Here is a 26,871-nt window from a genome sequence, read left to right as displayed (position 1 = left end):
GTGAGCGCAACCGGTTCGCCGCGGCCGGTCCGTGGTTAGCGTGCCGCTCATGACCAGTGCGCGCGCCGAACTCGAGGCGACGGTGGCCGTAGTCGACTGGGAGCACCCGGATGCGGTGCTGCTGCGCGATGAGATGACCGCCGAAGTCCGTCCGCGCTATGCCGAGCTGCTGCGGTCGCTACCGGACAACCCGCAGGTTGTCGCGGCGGAGACGGTGGTGCGGACCTTCGTCGCCTACGTATCCGGACCGGCCGGGCACGTGGCGATCCGATGGAATGCCGGTGCGATCGAAGTGAAGCGCATGTTCGTGCGCCCGCGATATCGCGGCACCGGCGTGGCCGGATTGCTCTTGTCCGCCGCCGAGGCCGCCGCACGGGAAGTGGGTGCGCCACGGGTGATCCTGCAGACCGGGCATTTGCAGCCCGAGGCGGTGCGCTTCTACGAACGCAGCGGCTATCACCGCATTCCGCTCTTCTCGCCGTACGAGAATCTGCCGCTGTCCAACTGCTTCGCCAAGCAGTTGGCTGCGTCAGTGCCGGTCGATCACGATGGCGGTGGAGTTGTCGGAGCCGCCGGCGCGTAAGGCGCTGTCCACCAGGATGTTCGCCGCGATGGCCGGGGTGGCGGCACGCGACAGGGCGTGCTTGATGGCCGGCATGGTGAGCGGTTTGTGCGCGCCGTCGGTGCAGAGCAGCAACCGGCCGTGGCTGGATCCGGTGGCGGCGTGACCGATGGCGTCGGGTTGCACGGTGCGGACCGAAGTGGTGACGACGTGGCTGAGCCGGGGTGCGGCCTGGATGCCGCGGGCGCGCAGGTATTCGGCGACGGTGTGATCCGTGGTGATCTGGTGCAGCATCCGGTCGTTCCACCGGTAGGCGCGGCAGTCGCCGACCCAGGCGATATCCGTGGGGAGATCGGGGAGGCCGGGTCCGGGCAGCACCGCGACCACCAGGACGCAGTCGGCCTGGGGTTCCGGGAACTCGTGCAGCAGCTGTTCTTGCGCCGCAAGGATTCCGGCGCGGGCGCCGTGGCGGGTGGCGGCCAGTGCGGCGGCGGCCGCGGCGACGCGGGCGGCCCGGGCGGCCAGCAGGTGATCGCCGATGCCGTCCGCGACCGCGAAGGCGACGCGGCCCGATGCCGGATCGGTGCGGGTGGCTACCGCATCGGCATTGAGCGAGCGCGAGCCGCGCCGGGTCGCCGAATCGGCGACGAGCGTGGCGAACGCGCTGGGCGGTATGACGATTGCCGCTTCAGTGTCCACGGCCTGACTCCTCGGAGTGGGGTGTCGGTGCTGCCGACCAGCACATGACCAGTCAACGGGTATTGCCCGTGCCCGGGGCCAGAATCACCCGTGCGGTTCCTGTGAATCGTGAACTCGGTGCGCCGACGGCAATCCGGGTGCCTCGAACCGCTTCAGATCGCCAACCCCACCAGGTGTCCGATGCCGTAGGTGACCGCCATGGCCAGCGCACCGCCGAGCGCCACCCGCGCGGTGGCGCGCAGCCGGGGCGCACCGCCCAGCACCGCACCGCCGAAACCGGTGACGGCCAGCGCCACCACCACCGCCCCGAAGGCGATCGGCACCCGCAGCGACGGTCCCGGCAGCAGGATGGCGAGCAGCGGCAGCAGTGCGCCCAGCGTGAAGGAGATCGCCGACGAGATGGCCGCATGCCAGGGGTTGGTGAGTTCGTCCGGGTCGATGCCCAATTCGGCCTCGGCGTGCGCGGCGAAGGCGTCGTGCGCGGTGAGTTCCTCGGCCACCAGCAGCGCGGTATCGGCCGAGAGGCCCTTGGCCCGGTAGATCTCGGCCAGTTCGGCCAATTCCGCCTCGGGCTGTTCCAGCAGTTCGCGGCGTTCGGTTTCGAGCAGGGAGCGTTCACTGTCGCGCTGGGTGCTGACCGATACGTATTCGCCGAGCGCCATCGAGACCGCGCCGGCCACCAGGCCCGCGATGCCCGCGGTGAGGATCGGGCCGCGGGCGGTGGTCGCGGCGGCCACGCCGACCACGATGCCCGCCACCGAGACGATGCCGTCATTGGCGCCGAGTACGGCCGCCCGTAACCAGTTGAGCCGCACCGACGTATGCGTCAGGTGGGGCTCGCCGGCATGCTCGCGCGGTGCGGGCAGTGTGCTGCCCGGAGTGGTCAGATCGACGCTCATGTGCGGAACGGTAACGTTTATAAACGCGCTCCACCAGCAATGGAAGGCTCACCGAAGTGAGGTAACCCATTGCGTGGCAAGGGTTTACATACCTAACTCCGAGGGCTTGTCAGCAAACCGCTGGCATCCCGCACCGGTCTGCCGGTCACGGACAAGATCGACCCTGGGTGGTCGCGATAGGGTCGCCGGGTGGATGAGGCGATTCGAGGACTGCGCGCGGTCCGGCGCTTCCTGCCGGACGACATCCCGGGCCCGGTGCTGGAGCGCATTGTCGACGCGGCCCGCTGGACCGGATCGGCGCGCAACCGCCAGCCCTGGCGCTTCGTCGCTGTAACAAACCCGCAGGTACGCAACGCCTTGTCCGGGTTCGGCGGCTATGCCGTCCATCTCGCCACCGCACCGCTGGTCCTGGTGCTGGCCTCGCGTGACAACGGTTTCTCCGACACCGAATTCGATATGGGCCGGCTCACCCAGTCCGTCTGCCTGATCGCCGCCGCGCACGGTCTGGGCAGCTGCCCGACCACCCTGCACCCCGCCGCGAATGTTGCCCGCGCGGCCGAATTGCTGCGCCTCGATGCGGGCTGGCTGCCCCGGCACGCGATTGCCCTCGGTTATCCGGACCCCGCGGCCGCGCACTCGCCGACGGCCATACCGCAGGGCCGCCGCCCGATTGTGGAATTGCTCACTTGGCTTCCGTGATTCGCGCGAGTGTGCCGAGCAGTGCTTCGAGGGCCGCCGCGTAGGCGCGTTCGGGCGGGGTGCCGTAGCCGATCACCAGCGCCGATGGATAGTGCGCCCGATCGCCGCGGAGATAGTCGCCCAGCGGCTGAGTGCGTACCGCCGCCCGCCGCAACTCCTCCAGGGCCGCCTGCTCACCGAGCCCGGCGGGCAGCTCCAGGATGGCGTGCAGACCGGCGTCTATGCCGTGTATCCGACTGTGCGGCAGCGTATTCCGGACCGCGGCGGCGAGCAGATCCCGGCGGCGGTGATAGCTGCGCCGGACGGTGCGCAGGTGCCGGTCGTAATCGCCGGTGTCGATGAGGTGGGCGAACGCCAGCTGATCGAGGTGCCGCCAGTCGCGGCTGCGGCGTTTGGCGGCGAGGACCGGTTCGAGTAGCGCCGGGGGACAGGCGATCCAGCCCAGCCGCACCGCCGGGCCGATCGTCTTGGACGTGGAACCCACATAGACGATCCGGTCGGGCCGCCGGGATTGCAGGGCGGCAATGGGCTTGCGGTCGTAACGGAATTCACCGTCGTAGTCGTCCTCCACGATCCAGCCGCCGCGCTCCTCGGCCCAGCCCAGCAGCGCGGCCCGCCGCTCGGGCGGCATGGCCACGCCGATCGGAAACTGATGCGACGGCGTGCACACCGCGATCTCGGCCGCCGACGCGGACAGCGCATCGATGGACAGCCCCGAATCATCGAGCGGTATATCGGCGACCCGCATGCGGGCGGCCGCCAGCTCGACATGATCCGGGATGGACGGATCCTCCATCCCGATGCTGGTGAGCCCGAGCTCGGTGAAGGCCTCCACCAGCAACCCCAGCCCCTGCGTGTATCCCGAACAGATGACGAGGTTTTCGGGATCCACCCGCACCCCACGCGATCTGCCGAGATACGCGGCCAGCGTGCTCCGCAACTCGATCCGCCCCCGTGGATCCCCGAACCCGAACGCCTCCCCGGGCGCTTCCCGCAATGCCACCCGCATCGCCCGCGCCCACGCATTACGCGGAAACGCCTGCGTATCAGGCCGACCGGACCGCAGATCGAACCGCGCCCCGACAGGCGCCTGCGAGCCCGCGACGACTTCGCTGATCGCAGTGCCGCCGGTGAGTCCGGTGACCGCGGCGTCCGCAGCGACGGTGGTGCCCGCGCCATGGCGGGCGGTGAACCAGCCTTCGGCCACCAGCTGTTCGTAGGCGGCGGTCACGGTGCCGCGCGAAAGGCCCAGCTGCGCGGCCAGGTCGCGGGTCGAGGGCAGGCGGGTGCCGGTGGGGAGGCGGCCGTCGCGGATGGCCGTGCGCAGGGTCTCTTCCAGGGCGCGGCGGCGGCTGCCGCGGGCGGGGAGTTCGAGTAGTAGTTCGGGGCCCAGGGGCGGGCGTGGGTCGGCCATGTAAGTGGTCCAATCTATCGGCCTCGAAGTGGACCATTCTATTGGACTATTCGTGGACTAACGTCATTGGCGAACGAGACGCCGCGCTCGTGGGGTGTGCGGCGAATTCGATTCCAGAACAAGAGATTCGGGAGTGAGGAGTCATCATGCGGGTGTTCGTGGCGGGCGCCACCGGCGCTATCGGCCGTCCCCTGGTCGAGCAGTTGGTCGCGGCCGGGCACCAGGTCACCGGGACTTCCCGCACCCCGCAGGGCATCGAGCGGGTGCGGGCGCAGGGCGCCGAGGCCGTGCGGCTGGACATCTTCGATGCCGACGCGGTGGCCGATGCGGTGGTGGCCGCGGCGCCGGACGTGGTGATTCATCAGCTGACCGCGTTGAGCGGGGGAATACCTGCGGAGAATGGGCGGATTCGCCGGATCGGGACGCGGCACCTGGTGGATGCGGCCAAGCGGGCCGGGGTGGGGCGGATGATCGCGCAGTCGATCTCGTGGGTGTACCGAGCGGGCGAGGGGCCGGCCGATGAGGCGACGCCGCTGGATCTGGCGGCACCCGAGCCGCGCGGGGCGACGGTCGGCAGCGTGCACGCGCTGGAGGAGACGGTCGCCGAGATCGATCGGCACGTGGTGTTGCGCTACGGCTTCCTGTACGGGCCGGGCACCTGGTACCACCGCACGGGTGTGGCGGCCGAGGTGTTGCGCGGCGATACCGGAAATCCGGCTGCCGCCTTCATGTCCGGTCTGGTCCCCAATGACGCCGTCGCGTCCTTCGTACACGTGGAGGACGCCGCCCGCGCCACGGTCGCCGCCCTCGAATGGCCCACGGGCACGGTCAATATCGTCGACGACGAACCGGCCCCGGGCCGGGAATGGGTGCCCGCCTTCGCCGCTGCCGTCGGCGCGCCTCAGCCGGCCCCGGCCTCCGGCCGCGCGGAGTGGGAGCGCGGCGCCACCAACGCGCTGGCCCGTTCGCTGGGCTGGACCCCGGTCAACGCGAGCTGGCGAACCGGCTTCCTCGCCTGAGTATTTCTTCTTCTCCACCTGAGCAATTCATCCGAAGGGATATGGCCATGACCTCTCTCGCCGACAAGGCCGCGCTTTTCAAGGACCTGCACCGCCCGGGTGATCCGGTGATCCTGCCGACCGTGTGGGATGCGTGGTCGGCGGATCTGGTGCGGCAGGCCGGATTCGCCGGGTTGACGATCGGCAGTCATCCGCTGGCCGCGTCGGCCGGGGCCACGGATCGGGAGGGGATGGCGTTGGGTGAGGTGCTGGCCCGGGTCCGGGAAATCACGGCGGCCGTGGATATTCCGGTGTCGGTGGATCTGGAGTCGGGATACGGGGCCGACGCCGCGAAGCTGGTCGACGGCGTGCTGGCGGCGGGCGCGGTCGGATTCAACATCGAGGACACGGTGCACGCCGAGGGCGGCCGGTTGCGGGAGCCGCGGGAGCATGCCGATTTCATCGCCGAATTGCGCAGTGCCATCGATGCTTCGGGGGTGCCGCTGGTATTGAATGCCCGCACCGATCTGTTCCTGCGCCAGGACGGCGATGCGGCCGATCGGGTGGATCGGGCGGTGGCGCGGTTGCGGCTGGCAGCCGCGGCGGGTGCGGATGTGCTGTATCCGATCGGCCGGCTCGACGACGAGGCGCTGCGGCGGTTGACTGCCGAGTTGCCGTTGCCGGTCAATGTGGTCGCCATGCCCGAGAGCGGGGATCGCGCGCATTTCGCCGAATCGGGTGTGGCGCGGGTGAGTTTCGGCCCGTTCCTGCAGAATCATCTCGCCGCTACCGCGCTGGGCGTGTTGCGGCGCTGGTGACGGGGGATTGCCGACCGGCCTGGATATCGTTCGACCTGTCACCGCGTGGTTAATTTTGCGCGACCGGCTAGCCAAATGGTCATTTGACCAATAGTCTTCGCGGAACGCGTTTTGTAACACGTGTCACTCCGGTGTCAAAGGGTTGAAGGAGCCAGATGTGACGGTATCCCGGCGATCGATGCTGGCCGGCGCCGCGGGCGTGACGCTCGCGGCCGGTGCGGTGACCGCGGCGGCGGCAGGATCGGCCATGGCGAGTCCCGCTGCGGGGCAACCCCTGCGGCGCGACGCGGACGGCCAGGGCTACCTGGTCGGCTGCGGTATGGCCGATGCCACCGGCGCCCCCGCCGGGCAGGGCATGATGGGCTACTCCGAGCTCGACCAGGTCGCCACCGGACTGCTCATGCGGACCTGGGTGCGCGCGTACATCATCGTGGACCGCGCCACCGGCGACCGCGTCGTCTTCGCGTCCGCCGATATCGCCTGCCTCTTCCAATCGGTGCATCTGGCGGTCCTGCAGCAGCTCGCGCAGCGCTTCGGCGACCTGTACACCGAGCGCAACGTCAATATCAACGCCACCCACAATCACAACTCGTGCGGCGGCACCGCCCGCGAATACGCGTATTCGCTGGCCGCCTACGGTTTCCAGCAGAACTCGCACGACGCCGAGGTGAACGGCATCGTGAATGCCATTGCCGCCGCGCACGACCGGCTCGCGCCGGGCACCCTGCTCCTCGGCACCGGCGAACTGCACGACGCCAGCGCCAACCGCTCCAAGGTGGCCTTCGACCTGAATCCGCCCGAGGACAAGGCCGAATTCCCGGCAGCCATCGACCCCATGCTGACCGTGCTGCGACTGCGCCAGGGCGGCAGGGACATCGGGGCCATCACCTGGTTCGCCACCCACGGCACCTCGCTCACCGACCGCAATACCCTCATCTCCGCGGACAACAAGGGCTACGCCAGCTACCGCTGGGAGCACGACGAAATGGGTGTCCGGCATCAGGACGGCCCGGCGGGCTTCGTGGCCGCCTTCGCGCAGACCAATGCCGGCGATATGACGCCCAACCTGAACGTGATCCCGTGGCATCCCAGCGGCCCCACCGAGGACAATCGCGCCAACTGCGCCATCATCGGCGAACGCCAATTCCAGGCCGCCCGTGCGGCTTTCGATTCCGCACGGCCCATGCGCAGCGGCGGCGTGGACTCCGTGCTGCGCTATGTGAACATGGCCGACACCGCCGTCGACGGTGACTACACCCCCGACGGCAAGCCCGCCCGCACCTCGCCCGCCATGATGGGCGCCTCCGCGGCGGCCACCAGTTCGGAGGACAACTGGAACACCCAGCTGCCCTTCCTGCAGGAGGGCGATACCAACCCGCTGGTGGCGGCGCTCGGCGGCCTCGACGGGCCCATCGAGCAGTGGATGCGGGATGTGCAGGCGCCCAAGCTGATCGTGGCTCCGCTGGGCACGCTGCCGCCGCGCCCGTGGAATCCGCAGGTGCTGCCGATCCAGATCATGCGCATCGGCGAGATCGTGCTGGCCTCCGGTCCGGCCGAATACACCATCGTGTCGGGCCTGCGCATCCGGCGGCTGGTGGCCCGCGCCCTGGGCGTGAGTGTCGAGAACGTGCTGTTACAGGGTTACGCCAATGGCTACAGCGGGTATGTGACCACTCCCGAGGAGTACGTCTCCCAGCAGTACGAGGGCGGCGAGACGCTCTACGGCCGCTGGACCCTCTCGGCCTACATGCAGGAATTCGACCGGCTGGCACGGGCTCTGGCGGCGCGTACCGATCTCGGCCGGGGGCCCGCGCCGCTGGACTGGACCTCGGGACTGCAACCGGACTTCCTGCCCGCGGTGCCGCCGGACGTGCCCGCGGCCGGTCACGCGTTCGGTGATGTGGTGACCCCGCCGGCCGCGAACTATGGCAGCGGTCAGACGGTGGCCGTGGAGTTCGCGGGCGCGCACCCCAACAATGATTTCCACACCGGCGGAACGTATTTCGAGGTGCAGCAGGCCGCGGGCGCGGATTGGCGGCGGCTGTACGACGATAACGACTGGTGTACCGAGCTGCACTGGTCGCGGCCGGACGGTCAGCCCGCCGCCTCGATCGTGCGCATCCAGTGGACCGTGCCGGACGGCGCGCCCGCCGGGCGCTATCGCATCCAGTACACCGGCGACAGCCGGGACGCGGGCGGCACGCTGACGCGTTTCACCGGCACATCGGGCGAATTCACCATCGGCTGAGCACGGATCGGACACCCGGGCCGCTACCCTGGCTTCCGGGGGACGGACGGCTCGGGTAGGAGTGCCCATGTGTCGCTTGTTCGGTCTGTCGGCCGCACCGTATCGGGTGCGGGCCACCTTCTGGCTGCTGGATGCGCCGGACAGCCTCTCGGAGCAGAGCCGCCGCGAACCGGACGGTGTCGGCCTGGGCACCTTCACCGCCGACGGCGTGCCGGTGGTGGAGAAGCAGCCGGTGGCGGCGTACCGGGACGCGCAGTTCGCCCGGGAGGCTCGCGAACGCGAATCCACCACCTTCATCGCGCACGTCCGCTACGCCTCGACCGGCGGCCTGGAAGTGCGCAATACCCATCCCTTCGAACAGCATCGGCGTCTCTTCGCCCACAACGGAGTGCTGCACGGCCTCGACGACCTGGAGAAGGAGCTCGGCAGCTACCTCGGACTCGTGCACGGCGACACCGACTCCGAACGCTTCTTCGCCCTCATCACCCAGCGCATCGACAGCCACCGGGGCGATGTCTCCGCCGGCATCGCCGACGCCGTGTGCTGGGCCGCGGACAACCTTCCCGTCTACGCCCTCAACCTCATCCTCACCACCGCAACCGAACTCTGGGCCCTCCGCTACCCCGACACACATCCGCTCTATGTGCTGGAGCGTCCCGCCGGTGGGGCCGACGGCAGCAGCACGTTGGAACAACACACCGGTCGCGTCGGTATTCGGGCCCGCAGTGGCGCGCTGGCCGACCATCCCGCCGTGGTGATCGCCAGCGAGCGGATGGACTCCGATCCGGGCTGGCGCGAGCTCGGGAGCGGCGAACTCCTGCATGTGGACGCCGACCGCCGGGTCGATTCGACCGTCATCCGGGATTCCCCGCCCAAGAACCTGCTCTCCCTCGCCGATCTCGGCGCGCACGCGGCGGCCTCACAGGCCGGTCGCTGAAGCCGTGTGGTAAGCAGCAAGCATGAGCGCATCCGTTGCATTCGACACCATCGAGATCGCACTTTCCGACGGTACGGCAGAGGCTTATCTGGCCCATCCCGACGACGGCGCCGCGCACCCCGGCGTCCTGCTCTACATGGACGCGTACGGTTTGCGGCCATGGCTGGGTGAGATCGTGAAAACCATTGCGGCGCAGGGATTCACTGTCGTCGCGCCGAATGTCTTCTATCGCACCTGGTCGCTGGCCGATGCGCCGGAGGTCGACTTCGACAAGTCGCATACCGCCTTCTTCGCGGCGCTGGGGCCGGCGCGCGAACAGCTCACGCCGGAGGCGGCCATGCGGGATGCGGACGGGTATCTGGCCTGGCTGGCGGCGTCACCGCTGGTCGCGCCCGCGCCCTATGCGACGCTCGGCTACTGCATGGGCGGGCGGCTGGCGCTGCGCGTCGCAACGGAATTCGGTGATCGGATCGCGGCGGCGGCCAGTTTCCACGGTGGGCGCCTGGCCGCCGACGAGCTGCCGGACAGCCCGCATCACCGGGCCGGCGGCATCACGGCGGAGGTGCTGGCGGCGCACGCCGACAATGATTCGTCCATGGACGCCGCCGCGATCGAGCGCTTCGACAAGGCCCTCACCGAGGCGGGCGTCACCTTCACCTCCGTCGTGTATCCCGAAGCGCAGCACGGGTTCACGATGCGGGATACCCCGGCCTATCAGGAGGCCGGGTATCACCGGCACATCGACGATCTGCTGGCGTTGCTGCGCCGGAAGTTCCCGTCGGCCTGACCGGTCAGCCGGGAGCCATCAGCTTGGTGAGGGCGGCGGTGTCGGTGGTGCGCGAACCGCCCGCGAAAGCCAGTGCGGCGTGGGAACGTTCGGCGGCCTCCGGATGGCCCGCGCCGCAGGCGTCGGTGACCACGATGGGCAGGTAGCCCAGGTCGGTGGCGTGCCGCACGGTGGGTTCGATGCCCACCTCCATGGCGATGCCCGCAATGGCGAAACTGCCGATTCCCAAGTCGCGCAGAGCGATATCGAGCGGGGTGCCGGCGAAGGCCGACATGGTGATCTTGTCGAAGACCACCTCGCCGGGGCCGGGCGTGAGTTCGGGGACCAGCTGGTACCGGGGCGAACCCTGCGGGAAGGCGGCAACCACCGCCGCCGGGTCGTCGATGTGCTGCCACTCCATGGCGGTACGCAATTGCGCCACGCCCGCGGCGGCCGGCGGCAGTGACATGTGCCGCGTGTAGAAGACACGGAAACCATTGGCCCGCGCCGCTTCTCGTAATCGCACGCAGGCGGCGACGATGCGGTCGCCGTCCGGTATCTGCTCGACTATTCCGGCTTGCATGTCGTAGATCAGCAGCGCCATGCGCGCCGGATCGCAGGCGTCCTCCACGGTTTGCGGGATCCTCAGGCCGTGCGCGAATCGCATGGCCGCGTCACCGGGTCCGGTCGTAGGGTTCGGCGACGTCGACCGACGGGTCCATGAGCGCCTCGATCGGCAGCGGCGCCATCACCGGGACGTAGGTCCATTCCAGGAAGCCCTTTTTGGTGAGCGGGAAATCGTCGACGTAGCGTTTCGCCTCGGCCACGCTGTCGACCTCGAAGACGATCACCACGCCGGGCTCATCGGCGCGCGCATAGTTCTCACGGACGATGCCGGCCTTCCACAGCCGCCACACATTGGCGACCTCCTCGGGCAGGAACGGGGTGATGGTCTCCATGGTGACCCCGGGCTTGAAACGGTCGAAAGTAATGACCTTCATGGGATTTCGAACTCCCTGTTCGCAACGATGCTGCGGCGCGGTGCCGCATCAGTCCATGGAAGCGCGATGATTACAGTGCAACAAGAACGCACTTTTCGGTGAGTACCCGCGGGAGGCCGGCATGCCCGACAAGCGCTACTACTGCCCGGTCGAGGTGACCGTCGAACTGATCGGCGGCAAATGGAAACCGGTGATCCTCGCCCACCTCAAGGAGGGCGTGCGCCGCTACGGGGAACTGCGCCGCCTCATGGCGGGCACCAGCGAGAAGATGCTCATCCAGCAACTCCGTGATCTGGAAGCGGACGGACTGGTGCGCCGCACGGTGTTCGACACCGTCCCGCCGCAGGTCGAATACGATCTCACCGACGAGGGCTGGAGCCTGGTCCCGGTCCTGACCGCCCTCTACGAATGGGGCGAGAAACGCTCTGCGCGTGCGGGAATCGTCATCGAGCCTATGATCGGATGAATCGGTCGATCTTGGAGGTACGGGCATCGTGAAGGTGACTGTTTTCGGCGCGGGCGGCATGGGCCTCTACTTCGCGGCGATGCTGGCCCGCGCAGGGCACGCGGTGACCGTGGTGGGCCGCCCGGAAACCGTTGCGGCAGCCGCACACCCCCTGCGCCTGACCCGCGCCGGTGCGGATCTCGACGTGCCGGGCGTCCGCGCCGTCACCACGGTCGATCCGGAGCCGGCCGACCTCGTGATCGTCGCGGTCAAGGCCTGGCAGGTCTCCGAAGCGGCCACGGCCCTGCGCCCCGCGGTCGGCCCGGACACCGTCGTTCTCCCCTTGCAGAACGGCGTGGAGGCCGCCTCCGACCTGGCCGCGGTGCTGGGCGAGGACCGGATTCTCGGCTGTACCTGCGTGGTCATCGCCCAGCGCGTCGCCCCCTGGGAGGTGCGCTGCCTCGGCGCCGACGCCACCGTCGAGATCGGGCCCCTGACAGGCGAATTCGACCCGATCTTCACGGCTGTCGCCACCGCGCTGGAAGCCGCCGGCATCGGCGTCACCCGCTCCGCGGACATTCAGGCCACCCTCTGGCGCAAACTCATGCTCATCGCCTCCTATGGCGGCGTCGGCGCCCTGTCCCGCCGGCCGGTGGGCATCACCCGCGCCGAACCCGAGACCGCCGCCCTGGTCCGCACCGCCATGCACGAAGTCCTGGACGTGGCCCGCGCCCGCGGCATTGCCCTCACCACCGATGACGTAGACCGAATGATGAAGGTCTACGAATCCTTCAGCCCCGACACCACCTCTTCCATGCAACGCGATCTCGCCGCCGGACGCCCCTCGGAGCTCGCCTATCAGAACGGCGCGGTACTCCGATTCGGCCGTGCCGCAGGCATACCGACGCCGATTCACCAGACCGTCTACGCCTCCCAGCTGCCGGGCGAAACCCTCGCCCGCGGTTAGTCGCTCGAGGATGTCGACAGATCGGGCATCCAGAAACTCGGGACGGTTTTCAGACCGTCCGGGTCGTGGTGATCAGGAGAGGTCGCCGTCGTGGCAGAAGGTGTCGTCCCGGGTGGAGGTCCGAGGCCAGGAGCACGGCGTTCACCCTTGTTTTCGAAGCGGTCCCGAGAGCGGGATCGGGTGGAAGTTAACGCGGATCGCTGTGAGAACGGCCGGTCGGAGCTGGTAACCGGCTGTGTATGGGCGGTGAGCGGCCGGGGTCGATGGCTCGAATTGCAATAGTCGTGTCGTTGACGCCATGGGTGGGTGGCAGCAGGCTGAGGGCATGCGGGTGGTGCTCATGGTCGTGTTCGACGGTTTTCAGCTGCTGGATCTGGCCGGGCCCTCCGATGTCTTCTCGGGTGCGGCGCTGGCGTGCGGGGACGATGGGTATCGGGTGGAGGTCGCCTCGGTGCCGGCCGGGCCGGTGCGCTCGTCGTGCGGGGTGGAAGTGCAGGCGCCGCACGACCTTTCCGATTGGCGGGAACCGGTGGACACGCTGCTGGTGGTCGGCGGGTGGAGTGCCTGGGCCGCGAGCGCCGATCCCGCCTTGGTGGCCGGCCTACAGACGGCCGCGGCCCGCGCCGAGCGGGTGGGATCCGTGTGTTCGGGGACGTTTCTGCTGGCCCGGGCCGGATTGCTGAACGGGCGGCGGGCCACGACGCATTGGTTCGGCGGGGAGTTGCTGGCCCGTGAGTTTCCGGAAGTCCGAGTCGAGCCCGACCGGATCTATGTCCAGGACGGCGCCGTATGGACCTCGGCGGGTGTGACGGCCGGCATCGATCTGGCACTGGCCATCGTGGCGGCCGATTACGGGCCCGGCGTGGCCCGGGAGGTGGCGCGCTGGATGGTGGTCTATCTGCATCGGCCGGGCGGGCAGAGCCAGTTCAGCGCACCCATGGCGGCCGCCCCGCCCAAGCGGAATTCGCTTCGGGAGCTGCAGGTTTGGCTGGAGGAGAATCTGGCCGGGGATCTGTCGCTGGCGGGCCTGGCCGGGCAGGTGGGGATGAGCACCCGCCATTTCTCACGGGTATTCGCCGACGAGACCGGCACCACGCCCGCCCGGTATGTCGAGCAGGTGCGGATCGCGGCGGCGCGGCGGCTGCTGGAGACGACGGATCAGCCACTGGATCGTGTCGCCGCGGCGGTCGGGCTGGGTTGCCCGGAGACCTTGTATCGAATCTTCCATCGCCACTTGGGCATAGCGCCGGGCGAGTATCGCGCCCGGTTCACGAAATTCTGAAAGAGAGAGTGCGCCATGACATTCCAGACGGCCATCGTGCTGTACCCGGGAATGACCGTTCTCGATGCCATCGGACCCTACGAGGTGCTGCGGAACCTGCCGGACAGCGAATTGCGGTTCGTGTCCGATGCGGTCGGGCCGATCGTGGCGGACAGCGGCGTCCTGGCACTGGGTGCGACGCATACGTTCGCCGAGACGCCCGCGCCGGATCTGGTGCTGGTGCCGGGATCCGGGTCGTCGACGACCGAGGCGATGGCGAACAAGGAACTCATCGGGTGGTTGCGTGCGGTGCATCCGGTGACGCAGTGGACCACCTCCGTGTGCACCGGCGCCCTGGTGCTGGCGGCGGCCGATATTCTGCGCGGGCATCCCGCCACCACGCACTGGTCGGCTCAGCCGGGGCTGGCCGCCTTCGGGGCCGAGTCCCGTCCGCACGACCGGATCGTGCGCAGCGGCAAGATCGTCACCGCCGCAGGCGTTTCCGCGGGTATCGACCTGGGACTCTGGCTGGTGGGGGAGATAGCGGGGGTGGAAGCCGCCCAGCTGATCCAGCTGGGTATCGAGTACGACCCCCGTCCGCCGTTCGATACCGGCCATCCGGACAAGGCCCCCGCGGAGCTGTTGCGCCGGGCGCGCCTGGTGGTTGCCAAGGAGGCCGCCAACCCGCGGGTGCCCCTCGATGTAGCGACCGCATTGTGGCGGCTCACGCTGAACCGCATGCGCGACAAGATGGCCGCGAAGCGCTGAAAGCGGTTCGCGGCCATCGGGTTCGGTGTCGGATCAGAATGCGGCGAGTACGCACGCCCCGATGAAGACGATCTGAACCAGCGTGCGCAGGGGGAGCGGCATGGTCTGCAGGCCCTCCCCGCTGCGGGCGGCGCGCACATTGGCCGGGAACATCACCACCATCAGCACCGCCAGGCAGGCGGCCGCGGCCGGAGCGAAGATCGGGATCAAAAGCCCTACGGCCCCGGCCGATTCGAGGATGCCGGTCAGTGTCACCAAGCGGGCGGGGGCGGGCAGCCGCGGCGGCACCATGGCGATGAGGGCGTCGCGGCGCGGCGGCAGGAAGTGGGCGCTCGCGGTGAGCGCGAACATGGCGGCGAGGCCGAGCCGGACGGTGTGCGGCCAGGAGTCGAGCCATGCGGTGAAGCCGAGCCAGCCGACGAAGCGGGTGACACCGGTGACGACGAATAGAACGATGAGCGGTGCCATGGGTTGCTCCTGAAGCATCCAGCGAATCTTGACACCGGCTAGATTATGCTGACCTGCATAACTTGTCAATGACTAGATTGTGGTCGATGATCGGACCCATGCCCGAGAGCGCGTACCACCACGGTGATCTGAAGGCCACGCTGTTGCGGGCGGCGGCCGGACAAGTGGCTTCCGAGGGCGTGGATTCGATCTCCCTGCGCGCCCTGGCCCAGCGCGCCGGCGTCTCGCATGCCGCGCCCGCCCACCATTTCGGCAACCGTCAGGGCCTGCTCACCGAACTTGCCATCGAGGGTTATGGCCTGCTTGCGGCCGAATTGCGCTCGGCAGCCGGTGATTTCCGTGAGATGGCCGTCGCCTACACCCGCTTTGCCCGTCGCTGTCCAGGGCACTTCGATGTCATGTTCCGCCGCGATCTGCTTGCCGTCGACGATCCGCGCCTGATCGCCGCACGCGAGGGATCGACCGCCGAATTGCGTAATGGGGTAGGCGAATTGCACGTCCCGGCGGCCGATGATCCGGTCGTGCAACTGGCCGCGTGGTCCCTGGTGCACGGCTTCGCTACGCTGTGGCACGAAGGCGCACTGGTGGGTTCGGAACTCGGCGGCGCCGATCCGGAGGAGCTCACGCGCCGGATGATCGCCGCCGTCGGCCATCTCGGCGAGCGTCCCTAGCCGTCAGGTGGAGGAGGCGCGCAGCGCGCGCCGGGCGGCCACCGAGCCGAATCGTTCTCTGTCCGCGAGGAATCCCTCGAGGGCGAAGGTGGCGGCGCCGAGGCTGGCCGGATTGTGCGGCAGGCCGCACAACTGCAGCGTCACCGCCGCGAACGGGTCCGACATGGCATGCCGTTCGGCCGACCGGCGCGTCGCCTCCAGCAGTGGTTCGCCCAGTTGCCGCGCGACCAGATCGGTGAACACCATGCGCCGCGGGTTGAACAGATTCACCAGATTGGCCACGGCCACACCGAGATAGTGGCCGGTCTGCTCGATGACCTCGAGCGCCGCGGCGTCCGCCCGCGCGGCCGCGACGGCGATGGCGCGGATGACGGTGGCATCGTCACCGGCGAGCAAGGGGCTCGCCGGATCGATATTACGCAGTGTCGCAACGATTCCCGGTGCGCTCACATACGCCTCGACGCAGCCGTCGCGCCCGCAGGAGCAGGCGCGCCCGCCGGGCACGAGCGTGGTGTGTCCCCATTCGCCCGCGCTATTGGTGACGCCGCGGTAGAGCATGCCGTCGATGACCACGCCGATGCCGACGCCGGCGCGCAGGGTGACCACGATGAGGTCGTCCACATCGCGCCCCGCGCCGAACCAGAGATGTGCCGCCGTACTGGTTTTGAGCGGATTGTCGAGGTAGAGCGGGTACGGCAGCCGCGGTTCGAGTAGCGCCTTGAGCGGTACGTCGTGCCAATGCCAGTAGGGCGAGAACACCGAGATGCCCTGTTCGGGTTCGACCAGTCCCGGCACGCTCAGTCCGACGCCGAGCACCTTGGCGGAGTCCTCCCCGGTCACCTCGCCGATGCCGCGCACGATGAGGTCGGCGATATCGGCGGGTGTGGTGGCGGTGGGATCGACGGGGATCTCGGTGGAGCGCAGCACCGTCATGGCCAGGTCGAAAACGTCGAAATGAATGCTGGTTTCGGCGAGGTCGACGCCGATCAGCAAGCCGCGGTCCGGGTTCACGGCGAGCTGGGCGCGTGGTCGCCCGATACCGGCTGCCTCGTAACCGAGTTCGGCGAGGACGCCGACGTCCAGGAGTTCGGCGATCATATTGCCGACCGTGGCGAAGGACAGGCCGGTGGCCTGCGCGATCTCCTGCCGGCTGGTGTGGCCCTCGGCGGCGTACACCGCCTGCAGCACGGTGAACCTGTTGCGGCGCCTGATGTCCCGCGCGGTCAGCTGGTACACGGCCGGGCCCACTCTCCTTCCGTTGCGCCCGGAAAAGATACCGGACGGCCTGATCGATGACTTCTTCGAACAGTATTTACAACAGTTATCAGAAGTCCTACTGTAACCGGCATCACGACGGATGCCCAACTGTGGGGCAGATCACCTAGGAGTCCTCATGTCCTGGACCCACCGACGCCGATGGACCAGCGCGATAGTCTGCGGCGCCTCGCTCATCCTGGCCGCGACCGCCTGCTCTTCCGGCAAGGACTCCGGTTCGCCGGCCAGCGCGCCACAACACGACACGGGGTCGATCAGCCTCGTCTACGCCCAGAAACAGGGCGATCAGGAGTACTTCATCGACGAGGCCGACGGCGCCAAGGCCAAGGCCAAAGCACTCGGCGTCGATCTGAAGGTGGTGGACCTCGGCAATGACGCCAACAAGGCCGTCACCGAGGTGCAGAACGCGGTGAACCAGAAGGCGAACGGCGTCATCGCGGTCGTCCCCGACCCGTCGGTCGGCCCGCAGGTGGTGCAGCTCGCCAAGGCGGGCGGCCTGGCCTTCCTCACCTCCGATGATCAGGTCTGCACCAATGGCCCGGATCCCTCGAAGTGCGGTAAGGAAAACCTCGTTCCCCGAGTCGGATTCAGCGGCCAGCAGATGGGTCAGCAGGTCGGCACCAGTGCGGGCCAGCTCTTCAAGCAGGCGGGCTGGAAGCCGGAGGACACCGCCATCGTGGATGCCTGGCAACAGGACGTCACCGTCTGCACCGACCGGGTCAAGGCCAATGAGACGGCCTTCAAGACCGCTGCCGGCGCGGATGTGAAGACCATCGAGGTCGGCACCGACAACACCCCCTCGGACGCGCAGAACAAGATCTCCGCCACCGTCGCCGGCAATCGTTCGGTCAAGCACTGGGTTGTCATGGGCTGCAATGACGAGAACGTCAGCGGCGGCGTCGCGGCCATCCAGAACGCCGGCTTCTCCGCCGACAATGTGATCGGCGTCGGCCTCGGCGCGTACCTCGCCTGCAAGGAATGGCGCGGCGGCAAGCCGACCGGATTCAAGGCGGCGCTGTGGATCAACGGCCAGGACGTCGGCTCCCTCGCCGTGCAGACCATGTACGACTACCTGAAGAACGGAAAGGCCATGCCCGCCGAGGTATTCGCGCCGACCAAGATGGTGGACGCGAGCAACTGGCAGCAGTCGGGCATGACATGCAGCTGACCGGACTACGGGTGTCCGGGCTCGCCAAGAGTTTCGCCGGCGTACCGGCACTGCGCGAGGTGAGTCTGGACTTCCCCGCGGGCATGGTGACCGCGCTGATGGGTGAGAACGGCGCGGGCAAATCCACGCTCATCAGAATCCTCGGCGGCGACCACATTCCCGATGCCGGGTCGATCGAACTCGACGGCGCCGCACTGGAATTGACCACCCCGGCGGATGCGCGCGCGGCGGGCATCCGGGTGATCGGGCAGGAACCGGAGATCGTGCCGCACGTCTCGGTCGCCGAGAACGTCTACCTGGGTTCGCTGCCGCGCCGGGCGGGCCGCATGCTCGATCGGACGGCCCTGCGCACCCGCATGCGCGCCGACCTCACCCGGCTCGGTTTCGACCGGGATCTCGATCCCGACATGCTCGGCTCGAAACTGACCGCGGCGCAACGGCAGATGGTCGAGATCATGCGGGCGCTGACCACCGACGCGAAGGTCATCGCCTTCGACGAGCCGACCTCCTCGCTGTCGGAGCACGAGACCGAATCACTGTTCGCTCTCATCGGCCGCCTGCGGGAGCGCGGACTCGCGGTCATCTATGTGTCGCACCGGATGCGGGAGATCTTCCAGGTGGCCGACCGGGTCGCGGTCCTGCGCGACGGCGCGCTGGTCGGGGTGCGCGATACCGGCGACACCGACGATCAGGAGATCGTGCGCATGATGGTCGGCCGCGATCTGTCGGCCATGTTCGCGCGCAAGCGGGCCGAGCGCGGCCGCGTACTGCTCGAAGTGGACGCCGTCACCACCGACGATGTCCGCGACGTCAGCCTGACCGTGCACGCCGGGGAGGTGGTCGCGCTGGCCGGGCTGGTCGGCGCGGGTCGCTCCGAACTGGCGGGCGCGCTCTTCGGGGACCTGCCCATCCGATCCGGTGAAGTGCGCGTGGACGGCCAGCGGGTGCGCCTGCGGCAGCCGCGCGACGCGGTACGGGCCGGCATGGGTTACGCACCCGAGGAACGCAAGGCGCAGGCCCTGCTCCTGCAGCGCGGCGTGCGCGACAACATCACCCTCGCCGTACTGGATCGCCTGCGGCGCTGGCGTTTCGTGCGGCGCGGCGCGGAACAGCAGCTGGCGGCCGAATACGTGGAGGCGCTGCGCATCCGCACGCCCTCCCTCGACCAGGAAGTGCGCAAGCTCTCCGGCGGCAATCAGCAGAAGGTGGTGCTGGCCCGCTGGCTGGCGCGCAAACCCAAGGTGCTGATCCTGGACGAGCCCACCCGCGGCGTCGACGTGGGTGCGAAGGCCGAGATCTACCACATCATCGAGGATCTGGCCGAGACCGGCGTGGCCGTGCTGGTCATCTCCTCGGAACTGCCCGAGGTGCTCGGCCTGGCCGACCGGATCGTGGTCATGCAGCAGGGCCGGGTCACCGGCGAACTGGACCGCGCCGAGGCCGGCGAGGAGGCCATTCTCGCGCTGGCCATGGCGTCCGATCTGACAGCGACATCCTGAGGAATTCCCATGACCGATCAGAAACTCGAATTGCCCACGGAGCCTGCGATGTCCGCGCCGCAGCCGGTGTTCTCCCGATTGCTCGGCGGCGTGACGTCCCTGACTCCGCGCCGCGTCCTCCGCTTCATCGGCACCACCAATCTCAGCTTGATCGGCGCGCTCGCCGTCATCGTCGCGATTTTCGCCTGGCTCAACAGCGGGTTCCTGGATCCGCGCAATATCGCCGGAATCGGTGACGCGGTCACGGTTTTCGGGCTGCTGTCCATGGTGCAGACGGTGGTGATCATCTGTGGCGCGCTGGATGTCTCGGTGGGCTCGCAGGCCGGTGTCGCCTCGGTCGTGAGTGCCATGGCGTTCACCGCGACCTCCGGTAATGCGTTGCTGGGCATGCTCGCCGCGATCGGCGTGGGGATCCTGCTCGGGCTGCTCAATGGCGTGATCATCGTCTACGGGCGGGTCAATCCGGTGATCGCCACCTTGGCCGGGCTGGCGGCGTACAAGGGCCTGGCCCAATTGATTTCGGGCGGCAAGGCGCAGGGTTTCGTGCTCGACAATGACATCTTCATCTTCGTGGCCCGCGGCAAGATTCTCGGGCTGCCGGTGACGGTGGTCATCCTCGCGCTGGTGGCGCTGGGCGTGCACGTGCTGCTGAAGTACACCGATATCGGGCGGAACGTCTACGCCATCGGCGGAAACGACACTGCCGCACGGCTTTCCGGTATCAATATCAACAAGTATTTGGTCGCCGTGTACGTGCTGTCGGCGATCGTGGCGGCGCTCGCGGGGATCATTCTCACCGCGCGCACCGGGTCCGGGCAGCCGGTCTCGGGCAGTGAGGGATTGGAGCTGCAGTCCATCACCGCGGCGGCGCTGGGCGGGTGTGCGCTCAAGGGCGGCAAGGGAACCGTGGCCGGATCCCTGCTGGCGGTACTGCTGCTCGGCGCGCTCGACAACGGCCTGAACGTGGTCGGCGTCAATACCTTCTGGCAGAACGTCGCCCAGGGCGCGTTGCTGGTGGTCGCCGTGGTGATCCAGCAGCGCCGCAGTGGCGAACGCGCCGTCGGACTACCGACGTAATCGGAAAGCGGGAGCAGTCGATGGACATGCTGCGGGCACAGGTGTGCGCACCTCCGGCCGGGCGGTTGTGTGAAGGGCCGGTGTGGGATTCGCGCACCGCGGAACTATTGTGGGTCGATATCCGGGCCGGGCAGATGCACCGGGCGGCCCTGGCCGGTGATCCACCGGACCTCGTGCAGCAGGCGACGATCACCCTGGATCCGCCGCTCAGCGCGGTGCTGCCGACCGCCTCGGGCCCGGTGCTGGCGGCGTTGGGCGACAACATCTTCCGGGTGGCGGACGATGGCACGCGTACGCTGCTGGCGACCCTGCCGCTGCCCCGCGTCGGTGTCCGCCTGAACGATGCGAAGGTCGACCCGCGCGGCCGCCTGCTGGCGGGCACCGTGGCCGAGGATCGGGTGCCCGGCAGCGCGGCCCTTTACCGCCTGGATGCGGACGGCGCCCTGACCGCCCTGCTCACCGGCGTGACCATCTCCAACGGTCTCGGCTGGAGCCCGGACGGCCGCACCCTCTACTACGCCGACAGCGCGACTTTCCGCGTGGACGCCATCGACTACGACCTCGAGACGGGAACACTCGGTGCGAGAAGGAAATTCGTCAGCTTCGACGACGGCGAGCCCGACGGTCTGACCGTCGATTCCGACGGCTGTGTCTGGACAGCGGTCTGGGGAGCGGGCGAGGTCCGCGCCTTCGACCCCGGCGGCCGGCCGCGGGCCACCGTCGCGGTCGGTCCGTCCCAGGTCTCCAGCTGCACCTTCGCCGGTCCGGACCTGGACATCCTGGTGATAACCACCGCCGCGGAGGGCGACGCCGCAGGAGAACCCGGCGCGGGCTGCCTCTTCGCCTGCACCCCGGGCGCAATCGGCCTGCCGGCCACGCCTTTCGCCGATCCGAGACCGGCGCCCGCAGATGGCCGTTGACCCACCGGACCGGGCGTCGCTCGCGTGGGAGCGGCTGTCATGAGGGGTGGCCTGGTAACGCCGGGAGCGGCGTTCGGCCCGGTGGGCAGCGGTACCGACCTTCAGCGATGATCACGAAAGGAAGACGATGACTCGTCTGGCAGACAGGGTCGCGGTCGTCACCGGCGCCGCCTCCGGCATCGGCGCGGCCACCGCGCAACGCCTTGCCGCGGAGGGCGCGACGGTCGTCATCGCCGATATCGACGACACCGGCGGATCGGAGATCGCCGCGAAGATCCGGGCGACCGGCGGGCGGGCCGAGTTCCGGCACTGCGATGTCGCGGCCGAAGAATCATGGATGCTGTTGCGGGAGCTGGTGAACGAACGGTACGGGCAGCTGGACTTCCTGTGCAGCAACGCTTCTCACCAGGAGATCATCCCCGCCCGCGAACTCACCCGCCGCCAATGGGACGACGGCCTGGCCGTCAACCTGACCCCCTTGTTCCTCGGCGTCCGCGCCTTCATCGACGACCTGAGCGCCAAATGCGGCAATGTCGTCGCGATCTCCAGCGTGCACGCCAACTTCGGCCTCCCCGGCTACCCGGTCTACGCCGCCGCGAAAGGCGGCCTGACCGCCCTGGTCCGCCAACTGGCCGTCGAATACGGCCCATCCCGGGTCCGGGTCAATGCCGTCCTCCCCGGTCCCATCCTCACCCCGGTGTGGGATGACGTGGACGCCGAGGGCCGCCAATTATCTGCTCGTGCAACAGTTCTGGACCGCCTCGGTGCCCCCGAGGAGGTCGCCGCCGCGGTCGCCTTCCTCGCCTCGGACGATGCCTCCTTCATCACCGGCGCGAACCTGGTCGTGGACGGAGGCTGGAGCGTCCGGAAGGAGTCTCGGTGAGGCGGGCGTTTCAGGGGCTTGCCCCTGAGAGGCCTGAGAGTTATTAAATGTGCCATTGACAACTGGCACATTAAGCGGTGATGCTACGTGGCATGACGAGAAGCGGGTCAATGGCGACCTTCTCGACGCAGGTCGCCACGGCAGTCCCGAACAAGGCATCGGCGCGAACGCAGCTTGCGGCCACCGCGTCGGTGCTGGGACTGCGGCAGGTCAACGGGGTATTGCCCAATAATCGGATCGGAATCGCGGCGGGTCGGGGACTGATCGCCGGGATCATGGCGGCCTTCGGGCCGACCCTGCCCGGCACCTTCGTGAGCCGGGTGAACTCGGGTGGCGTGCGCGGCGAGTGGGTGCGCGCCGCCGGGGTCCGGCATGGAGACAAGGCCATCTACTACATCCACGGCAGTGGATATGTCGTGTGTTCGGCCCGTACGCACCGGGGTCTGGCTTCCCGGCTGTCGAAGGCGACCGGGCTGCCGGTCTTCGTCGTCGATTACCGGCTCGCGCCCGAGCATCCCTTCCCGGCTGCGGCCGAGGATGCGGCGGCCGGGTATCGCTGGCTGCTCGCACACGGGTATCGAGCCGAGAACCTGGTGATCGGCGGCGATTCCGCGGGCTGTCATCTGACTCTCGATCTGCTGCTGCAGAACCGCGCCGCTGGTGAACCGCAGCCCGCGGGGGCGTTCATGTTCTCGCCGCTGCTGGATCCGACACTGACGCTGGCCGAGCGGCGGGATCGCATCCTGCCCGATCCCATGGCTCCCGCGTGGGTGGGACGCCGGATGATCGAGCACTACACGGCGAACGTGCCGGCCGATTCGCCCCGGCTGCGCTTACAGATTCCCGCGGGGGCGGTCCTGCCGCCGCTGTTCGTGCAGGCCAGTGCCGGCGAGATGCTCGCCGATGACGCGCAGACGCTGCGCGCCATGGCCGCTGCGGCCGGGACACCGTGCGAACTCCAGTTGTGGCCCGGCCGGATTCACGTCTTCCAGGCGCTGCCGCTGCTCGTCCCGGAGGCGGCCGCCGCATTGCGGCACGCCGCGGCCTTCGTGACTTCCGTGCTGGCGCGGGCGAATTCCCCGATTCAGGAACAGGTGGGCTGACCATGTGGCCATTGGACGAGCTGACGCTGGCGCTGGGCGGTCCGCGCCGATCACGCGGCGCCGAAGCCGTTGTCACCGGCGCGGGTAGCGGGATCGGGCGGGCTTTCGCGCTGGAGCTGGCGGCGCGCGGTGGTGAGGTGCTGTGCGCCGATATCGACAAGGATCGCGCCGACGACACCGTGCGCACCATCGAGCAGCGGTACGGCCGCACCGCGCACGCCGTCTTCTGCGATGTCTCCCGGCGCGAGGATCTGGAGAGTCTCGCGCTGCATGCCGAGCTGGTTTTCCACGGCGCACCCACCCTGGTGATCAATAACGCCGGTGTCGGCATCGGCGGAAAACCGGTGGGGGACATCGGGTTCGACGACTGGGAATGGGCGCTCGGGATCAACCTGTGGGGCGTGGTGCACGGCTGCGAGATCTTCGCGCCGCAACTGCGGGCGGCGGGTCGCGGCGGGATCATCAATGTCGCCTCGGCGGCCGGGTTCGCGGCGGCGCCCGGTATGGCGGCCTACAACGTGTCCAAGGCGGCGGTGATGTCGCTGTCGGAGACCATGGCGGCGGAACTATCCGGCACGGGGGTCGCGGTGACCGCGCTGTGCCCGACCTTCGTGAAGACGAATGTGGTTGCCGACGGCCGGATCACGTCCGGTTCGTCGCGGCTGGCGGAGGGGCTCATGCGCTGGACCGGGTTCTCCCCGGAGCGGGTCGCCCGCACCACCCTGGATGCCCACGATCGCGGCGCGCTGTATGTGGTGCCGCAGCTGGACGCGCAGGTGGTGTGGCACCTCAAGCGGCATTTCCCGGCGCTCTACACCCACGCTCTCGGCGTCCTGAATCGCGTCCTGCCGCAGGAGGATTCGGCGCTCGCCGGCAAGACCATCGAGAAGACAGGAGTCTGACATGTCCTTCGACTTCGACAATATGCTGACCAAGATCAAGTCCAAGCAGTGGGCGCTGGCCGATATCGACTGGGAGGCACCGGGAGCCGAGCTCATCGACCCCGAACTGCATGCCAAGTTGAAGCCCTTCATGGCCGATCTCATGTGGATCGAGAATGTCGGGGCGCGCGGCTTCGCGGCCATGGCCAAGAAGGCGCCGACGCAGACGCTGGCGGAGATCTACCGCTACTTCCACGCCGAGGAGCAGCGGCACGCCAATGCCGAGCTGGCACTCATGCGCCGGTGGGGGATGCTCGACGGGGACGAGATCCCGGAGCCGAACATCAATGTGAAGCTGGTGATCGACTTCCTGGACAAGTACGCCGACGGCATGTCGCTGTCCTTCCTGGGCACCGTCATCCCCATGCTCGAGGTGGCGCTGGACGGTGCGCTCATCAAGTTCGTCACCGACGAGATCGAGGATCCGGTCGCGCAGGAGGTCTTCAAGAAGATCAACAATGACGAATCCCGGCATCTGGCCACCGATTACGCGGTCATGGAACTACTCGGCCACTCCAGCGTGCGGAAGCTGGCCACCGACCTGGTCGGCGGCTGGGTCAAGCCGTCGCTGCTGATCGGCGTGCTCAGTTATGTTCCGCTGCTGAACAAGATGCGGGACAACATTGTCGAGATGGGCGTGGACGAGGAGAAGTTGTACGCGGCCATGCAGCGGTTCAAGCAGGTCGGCGAGCGCAATCCGCTGGCCAACCGGGTGCCCATGTACCGGATCGTGAAGATGCACGGCAACTGGGTCATCAACCGCGATCACCCCTACCACCTGTTCGCCGACGCCATGGTGAAGCTGACGGCCCGCATTCCCGACCGGCTGCTGCCCGGGCAGCCGACCTGGTCGCAGGAACTCACCTACGAGCCGGTCGCATGAGCACCGCGAACAAGCCACTGGATGTGGCGATCATCGGCGCGGGCTTCGCGGGCATCGGCGCGGCGATCCGCCTGCGGCAGAAGGGGATCACCGACTTCGTGATCCTGGAGCGGGACGAGCGGGTGGGCGGCACCTGGCGGGACAACACCTATCCCGGGGCCGCCTGCGATATTCCGTCGCGGTTGTACTCGTACAGTTTCGCGCCCAACCCGGACTGGTCGCACACCTACTCCGGCAGTGCGGAGATCCTGCGCTACATCGAGACCATGGTGGACGGTTTCGGCATCCGGCCGCATATCCGGTTCGGGCACACCGTGACCGGGCTGGAGTTCGACGAGGCCACCGGACTGTGGACCGTCGGCCTGGCGGACGGACGCCCGAAACTGCGGGCGCGCAGTGTCGTTCTCGCCTCCGGACCGCTGGCCAACCCGGGCTTCCCGAACATCCCCGGCCTCGACCGGTACGAAGGCCACCGGATCCACAGTGCGCGCTGGGATCACGACTACGACTTCACCGGCAAGAAGGTGGCCGTGATCGGCACCGGAGCCAGTGCGGTGCAGATCATTCCGGAACTGGTGCGCAAGGCCGGGTCGGTGAAGGTCTTCCAGCGCACGCCCGGCTGGGTGCTGCCCCGCGTGAATCGCCGCACCAACGGCCTCACCAAGCAGGTGTACCGGCAGGTGCCCGGCGCGCAGTCGCTGGCGCGCGAGGCCTGGTTCTGGGGACACGAGTCGGTGGCGCTGGGCGTGGTCTGGAAATCGCCGCTGACCCGGGTGGTGGAGCAGGTCGCGCTGGCGCACCTGCGCGGTCAGGTACGCGATCCGTGGCTGCGCCGCCAGCTCACCCCGGACTTCCGGGCGGGCTGCAAACGGCTGCTGATCAGCAACGACTACTACCCGGCGCTGCAAGCGGAGAACTGCAAGCTGGTCACCTGGCCGATCGCGGCGATCTCGCCGCAGGGCATCCGGACGGCCGAGGGGATCGAGCACCGCGCCGACTGCATCGTGTTCGCGACCGGGTTCGAGATCTCCAAGCAGGGCACGCCCATCCCGGTGATCGGCCGCGACGGGCGGGTGCTGGCCGACGAATGGCGCGGCGGCGCATACGCGTTCAAGAGCGTCACGGTCGCCGGCTACCCGAATCTGTTCCTCACCTTCGGACCGAATTCGGGGCCCGGGCACAATTCGGCACTCGTCTATATGGAAGCGCAGATCGACTATCTGACCGATGCCATCGGCCTCATCCTGGATCGGGACCTGCGCATGCTGGAACCGCGCCGGGAGCGGCAGGATCGCTACAACGCGCGCCTGCAGCGGCGGCTGGCCGCCACCACCTGGAATTCCGGCTGCCGCAGCTGGTATCTCACGGAAGATGGTTTCAACGCGACCATGTATCCGGGGTTCGGGACGCAATTCGCCCGCCAGCTGGCCGGGGTCGACCTGGCTGATTTCGAGCTGACCACCCGGGATACTGTCGTCATCAGGTAATCGGCAGCGGAAAG

Annotated in this window: 28 protein-coding genes; 21 read left to right on the top strand and 7 right to left on the bottom strand. The window is 68.5% G+C overall.

Annotation, left to right across the window (positions count from 1 at the left end; genetic code table 11):
• Positions 1-49 precede the first annotated feature (49 nt).
• Positions 50-583: a GNAT family N-acetyltransferase gene (locus ACIP5Y_RS08330; RefSeq protein ID WP_400348711.1), complete on the top strand. Its 534-nt coding sequence runs from the start codon at positions 50-52 to the stop codon at positions 581-583.
• Here the strand turns inward: ACIP5Y_RS08330 and ACIP5Y_RS08325 are convergent.
• Together ACIP5Y_RS08325 and ACIP5Y_RS08320 are read right to left on the bottom strand one after the other, a co-directional pair.
• A complete protein-coding gene (locus ACIP5Y_RS08325; protein ID WP_400348709.1) occupies positions 530-1,261 on the bottom strand; it encodes a PP2C family protein-serine/threonine phosphatase in 732 nt (243 codons plus the stop codon). The two genes, ACIP5Y_RS08330 and ACIP5Y_RS08325, sit on opposite strands and share 54 nt — an antisense overlap.
• 152 nt (positions 1,262-1,413) lie before the next feature.
• Positions 1,414-2,160 (bottom strand): VIT family protein, encoded by a 747-nt coding sequence (locus tag ACIP5Y_RS08320; protein WP_400348708.1) that lies wholly within the window; start codon positions 2,158-2,160, stop codon positions 1,414-1,416.
• Between the two features lie 189 nt (positions 2,161-2,349).
• Here ACIP5Y_RS08320 and ACIP5Y_RS08315 point away from each other — a divergent pair, with 189 nt between their 5' ends.
• Positions 2,350-2,859 (top strand): nitroreductase family protein, encoded by a 510-nt coding sequence (locus ACIP5Y_RS08315; protein ID WP_400348707.1) that lies wholly within the window; start codon positions 2,350-2,352, stop codon positions 2,857-2,859.
• Here the strand turns inward: ACIP5Y_RS08315 and ACIP5Y_RS08310 are convergent.
• Positions 2,843-4,273, bottom strand: a complete 1,431-nt coding sequence (locus ACIP5Y_RS08310; protein ID WP_400348706.1) for a PLP-dependent aminotransferase family protein — start codon at positions 4,271-4,273, stop codon at positions 2,843-2,845. The genes ACIP5Y_RS08315 and ACIP5Y_RS08310 overlap by 17 nt on opposite strands.
• Before the next feature lie 146 nt (positions 4,274-4,419).
• On the opposite strand from ACIP5Y_RS08310, the gene ACIP5Y_RS08305 reads away from it, so the two are divergent.
• The 5 genes from ACIP5Y_RS08305 (at position 4,420) to ACIP5Y_RS08285 (ending at position 10,061) form a co-directional block, all read left to right on the top strand.
• Entirely contained in the window at positions 4,420-5,292 is an 873-nt protein-coding gene (locus ACIP5Y_RS08305; RefSeq protein ID WP_400348705.1) for an NAD-dependent epimerase/dehydratase family protein, read from the top strand.
• 47 nt (positions 5,293-5,339) lie between these two features.
• On the top strand, positions 5,340-6,089 hold the full coding sequence (locus ACIP5Y_RS08300; protein WP_400348704.1) for an isocitrate lyase/phosphoenolpyruvate mutase family protein: 750 nt from the start codon (positions 5,340-5,342) through the stop codon (positions 6,087-6,089).
• Between the two features lie 157 nt (positions 6,090-6,246).
• Positions 6,247-8,337 carry a neutral/alkaline ceramidase gene (locus ACIP5Y_RS08295; RefSeq protein ID WP_400348703.1) on the top strand — a complete coding sequence of 697 codons (2,091 nt, stop codon included), beginning with the start codon at positions 6,247-6,249 and terminating at the stop codon, positions 8,335-8,337.
• Between the two features lie 67 nt (positions 8,338-8,404).
• Complete coding sequence (locus ACIP5Y_RS08290; RefSeq protein ID WP_400348702.1) at positions 8,405-9,274, top strand: class II glutamine amidotransferase; 870 nt, start codon at positions 8,405-8,407, stop codon at positions 9,272-9,274.
• Between the two features lie 22 nt (positions 9,275-9,296).
• Entirely contained in the window at positions 9,297-10,061 is a 765-nt protein-coding gene (locus tag ACIP5Y_RS08285; protein WP_400348700.1) for a dienelactone hydrolase family protein, read from the top strand.
• A gap of 4 nt (positions 10,062-10,065) precedes the next feature.
• On the opposite strand, the gene ACIP5Y_RS08280 is transcribed toward ACIP5Y_RS08285, so the two are convergent.
• Together ACIP5Y_RS08280 and ACIP5Y_RS08275 are read right to left on the bottom strand one after the other, a co-directional pair.
• Entirely contained in the window at positions 10,066-10,671 is a 606-nt protein-coding gene (locus ACIP5Y_RS08280; protein WP_400348698.1) for a cysteine hydrolase family protein, read from the bottom strand.
• Positions 10,672-10,714: 43 nt separating this feature from the next.
• Positions 10,715-11,041 (bottom strand): hypothetical protein, encoded by a 327-nt coding sequence (locus tag ACIP5Y_RS08275; protein WP_397011080.1) that lies wholly within the window; start codon positions 11,039-11,041, stop codon positions 10,715-10,717.
• A gap of 121 nt (positions 11,042-11,162) precedes the next feature.
• Here ACIP5Y_RS08275 and ACIP5Y_RS08270 point away from each other — a divergent pair, with 121 nt between their 5' ends.
• The 4 genes from ACIP5Y_RS08270 to ACIP5Y_RS08255 all read left to right on the top strand — a co-directional run bounded on the left by ACIP5Y_RS08270 (position 11,163) and on the right by ACIP5Y_RS08255 (position 14,482).
• Positions 11,163-11,507 carry a winged helix-turn-helix transcriptional regulator gene (locus ACIP5Y_RS08270; protein WP_400348697.1) on the top strand — a complete coding sequence of 115 codons (345 nt, stop codon included), beginning with the start codon at positions 11,163-11,165 and terminating at the stop codon, positions 11,505-11,507.
• A gap of 28 nt (positions 11,508-11,535) precedes the next feature.
• Positions 11,536-12,453, top strand: a complete 918-nt coding sequence (locus tag ACIP5Y_RS08265) for a ketopantoate reductase family protein (protein WP_400348695.1) — start codon at positions 11,536-11,538, stop codon at positions 12,451-12,453.
• A gap of 298 nt (positions 12,454-12,751) precedes the next feature.
• Complete coding sequence (locus ACIP5Y_RS08260; protein ID WP_400348693.1) at positions 12,752-13,735, top strand: GlxA family transcriptional regulator; 984 nt, start codon at positions 12,752-12,754, stop codon at positions 13,733-13,735.
• 15 nt (positions 13,736-13,750) lie between these two features.
• Positions 13,751-14,482, top strand: coding sequence for a DJ-1/PfpI family protein (locus ACIP5Y_RS08255; RefSeq protein WP_400348691.1), 732 nt, complete (start codon positions 13,751-13,753; stop codon positions 14,480-14,482).
• 33 nt (positions 14,483-14,515) lie between these two features.
• Here ACIP5Y_RS08255 and ACIP5Y_RS08250 read toward each other — a convergent pair whose 3' ends face one another.
• The gene (locus ACIP5Y_RS08250) at positions 14,516-14,950 is read right to left on the bottom strand and encodes a DoxX family protein (RefSeq protein WP_400348689.1); all 435 of its coding nucleotides are present in this window, start codon (positions 14,948-14,950) and stop codon (positions 14,516-14,518) included.
• Positions 14,951-15,048: 98 nt separating this feature from the next.
• Here ACIP5Y_RS08250 and ACIP5Y_RS08245 point away from each other — a divergent pair, with 98 nt between their 5' ends.
• On the top strand, positions 15,049-15,621 hold the full coding sequence (locus ACIP5Y_RS08245; protein ID WP_400349188.1) for a TetR/AcrR family transcriptional regulator: 573 nt from the start codon (positions 15,049-15,051) through the stop codon (positions 15,619-15,621).
• Between the two features lie 3 nt (positions 15,622-15,624).
• Here ACIP5Y_RS08245 and ACIP5Y_RS08240 read toward each other — a convergent pair whose 3' ends face one another.
• Positions 15,625-16,857: an ROK family protein gene (locus ACIP5Y_RS08240; RefSeq protein ID WP_400348687.1), complete on the bottom strand. Its 1,233-nt coding sequence runs from the start codon at positions 16,855-16,857 to the stop codon at positions 15,625-15,627.
• Positions 16,858-17,014: 157 nt separating this feature from the next.
• Here ACIP5Y_RS08240 and ACIP5Y_RS08235 point away from each other — a divergent pair, with 157 nt between their 5' ends.
• The 9 genes from ACIP5Y_RS08235 (at position 17,015) to ACIP5Y_RS08195 (ending at position 26,857) form a co-directional block, all read left to right on the top strand.
• Entirely contained in the window at positions 17,015-18,064 is a 1,050-nt protein-coding gene (locus tag ACIP5Y_RS08235) for a substrate-binding domain-containing protein (RefSeq protein WP_400348685.1), read from the top strand.
• Positions 18,055-19,563, top strand: a complete 1,509-nt coding sequence (locus tag ACIP5Y_RS08230) for a sugar ABC transporter ATP-binding protein (RefSeq protein ID WP_400348683.1) — start codon at positions 18,055-18,057, stop codon at positions 19,561-19,563. Before ACIP5Y_RS08235 ends, ACIP5Y_RS08230 begins: the two co-directional genes overlap by 10 nt.
• 9 nt (positions 19,564-19,572) lie before the next feature.
• Entirely contained in the window at positions 19,573-20,640 is a 1,068-nt protein-coding gene (locus ACIP5Y_RS08225; protein WP_400348681.1) for an ABC transporter permease, read from the top strand.
• Between the two features lie 20 nt (positions 20,641-20,660).
• Positions 20,661-21,560: an SMP-30/gluconolactonase/LRE family protein gene (locus tag ACIP5Y_RS08220; protein WP_400348677.1), complete on the top strand. Its 900-nt coding sequence runs from the start codon at positions 20,661-20,663 to the stop codon at positions 21,558-21,560.
• 127 nt (positions 21,561-21,687) lie between these two features.
• Positions 21,688-22,443: an SDR family NAD(P)-dependent oxidoreductase gene (locus ACIP5Y_RS08215; protein WP_400348675.1), complete on the top strand. Its 756-nt coding sequence runs from the start codon at positions 21,688-21,690 to the stop codon at positions 22,441-22,443.
• A gap of 110 nt (positions 22,444-22,553) precedes the next feature.
• Positions 22,554-23,546: an alpha/beta hydrolase gene (locus ACIP5Y_RS08210; protein WP_400348673.1), complete on the top strand. Its 993-nt coding sequence runs from the start codon at positions 22,554-22,556 to the stop codon at positions 23,544-23,546.
• Between the two features lie 2 nt (positions 23,547-23,548).
• Positions 23,549-24,448, top strand: a complete 900-nt coding sequence (locus ACIP5Y_RS08205) for an SDR family NAD(P)-dependent oxidoreductase (protein ID WP_400348671.1) — start codon at positions 23,549-23,551, stop codon at positions 24,446-24,448.
• A gap of 1 nt (position 24,449) precedes the next feature.
• On the top strand, positions 24,450-25,370 hold the full coding sequence (locus tag ACIP5Y_RS08200) for a ferritin-like domain-containing protein (RefSeq protein ID WP_400348669.1): 921 nt from the start codon (positions 24,450-24,452) through the stop codon (positions 25,368-25,370).
• Positions 25,367-26,857: a flavin-containing monooxygenase gene (locus tag ACIP5Y_RS08195; RefSeq protein ID WP_400348667.1), complete on the top strand. Its 1,491-nt coding sequence runs from the start codon at positions 25,367-25,369 to the stop codon at positions 26,855-26,857. Before ACIP5Y_RS08200 ends, ACIP5Y_RS08195 begins: the two co-directional genes overlap by 4 nt.
• Positions 26,858-26,871 lie beyond the last annotated feature (14 nt).

Origin of the sequence: Nocardia sp. NPDC088792 (genome assembly GCF_044750615.1) — a bacterium.
Lineage (GTDB): Bacteria > Actinomycetota > Actinomycetes > Mycobacteriales > Mycobacteriaceae > Nocardia.
Note: the sequence above shows the minus strand (reverse complement) of the source record. Positions and strands in the feature narration are given on the sequence as shown.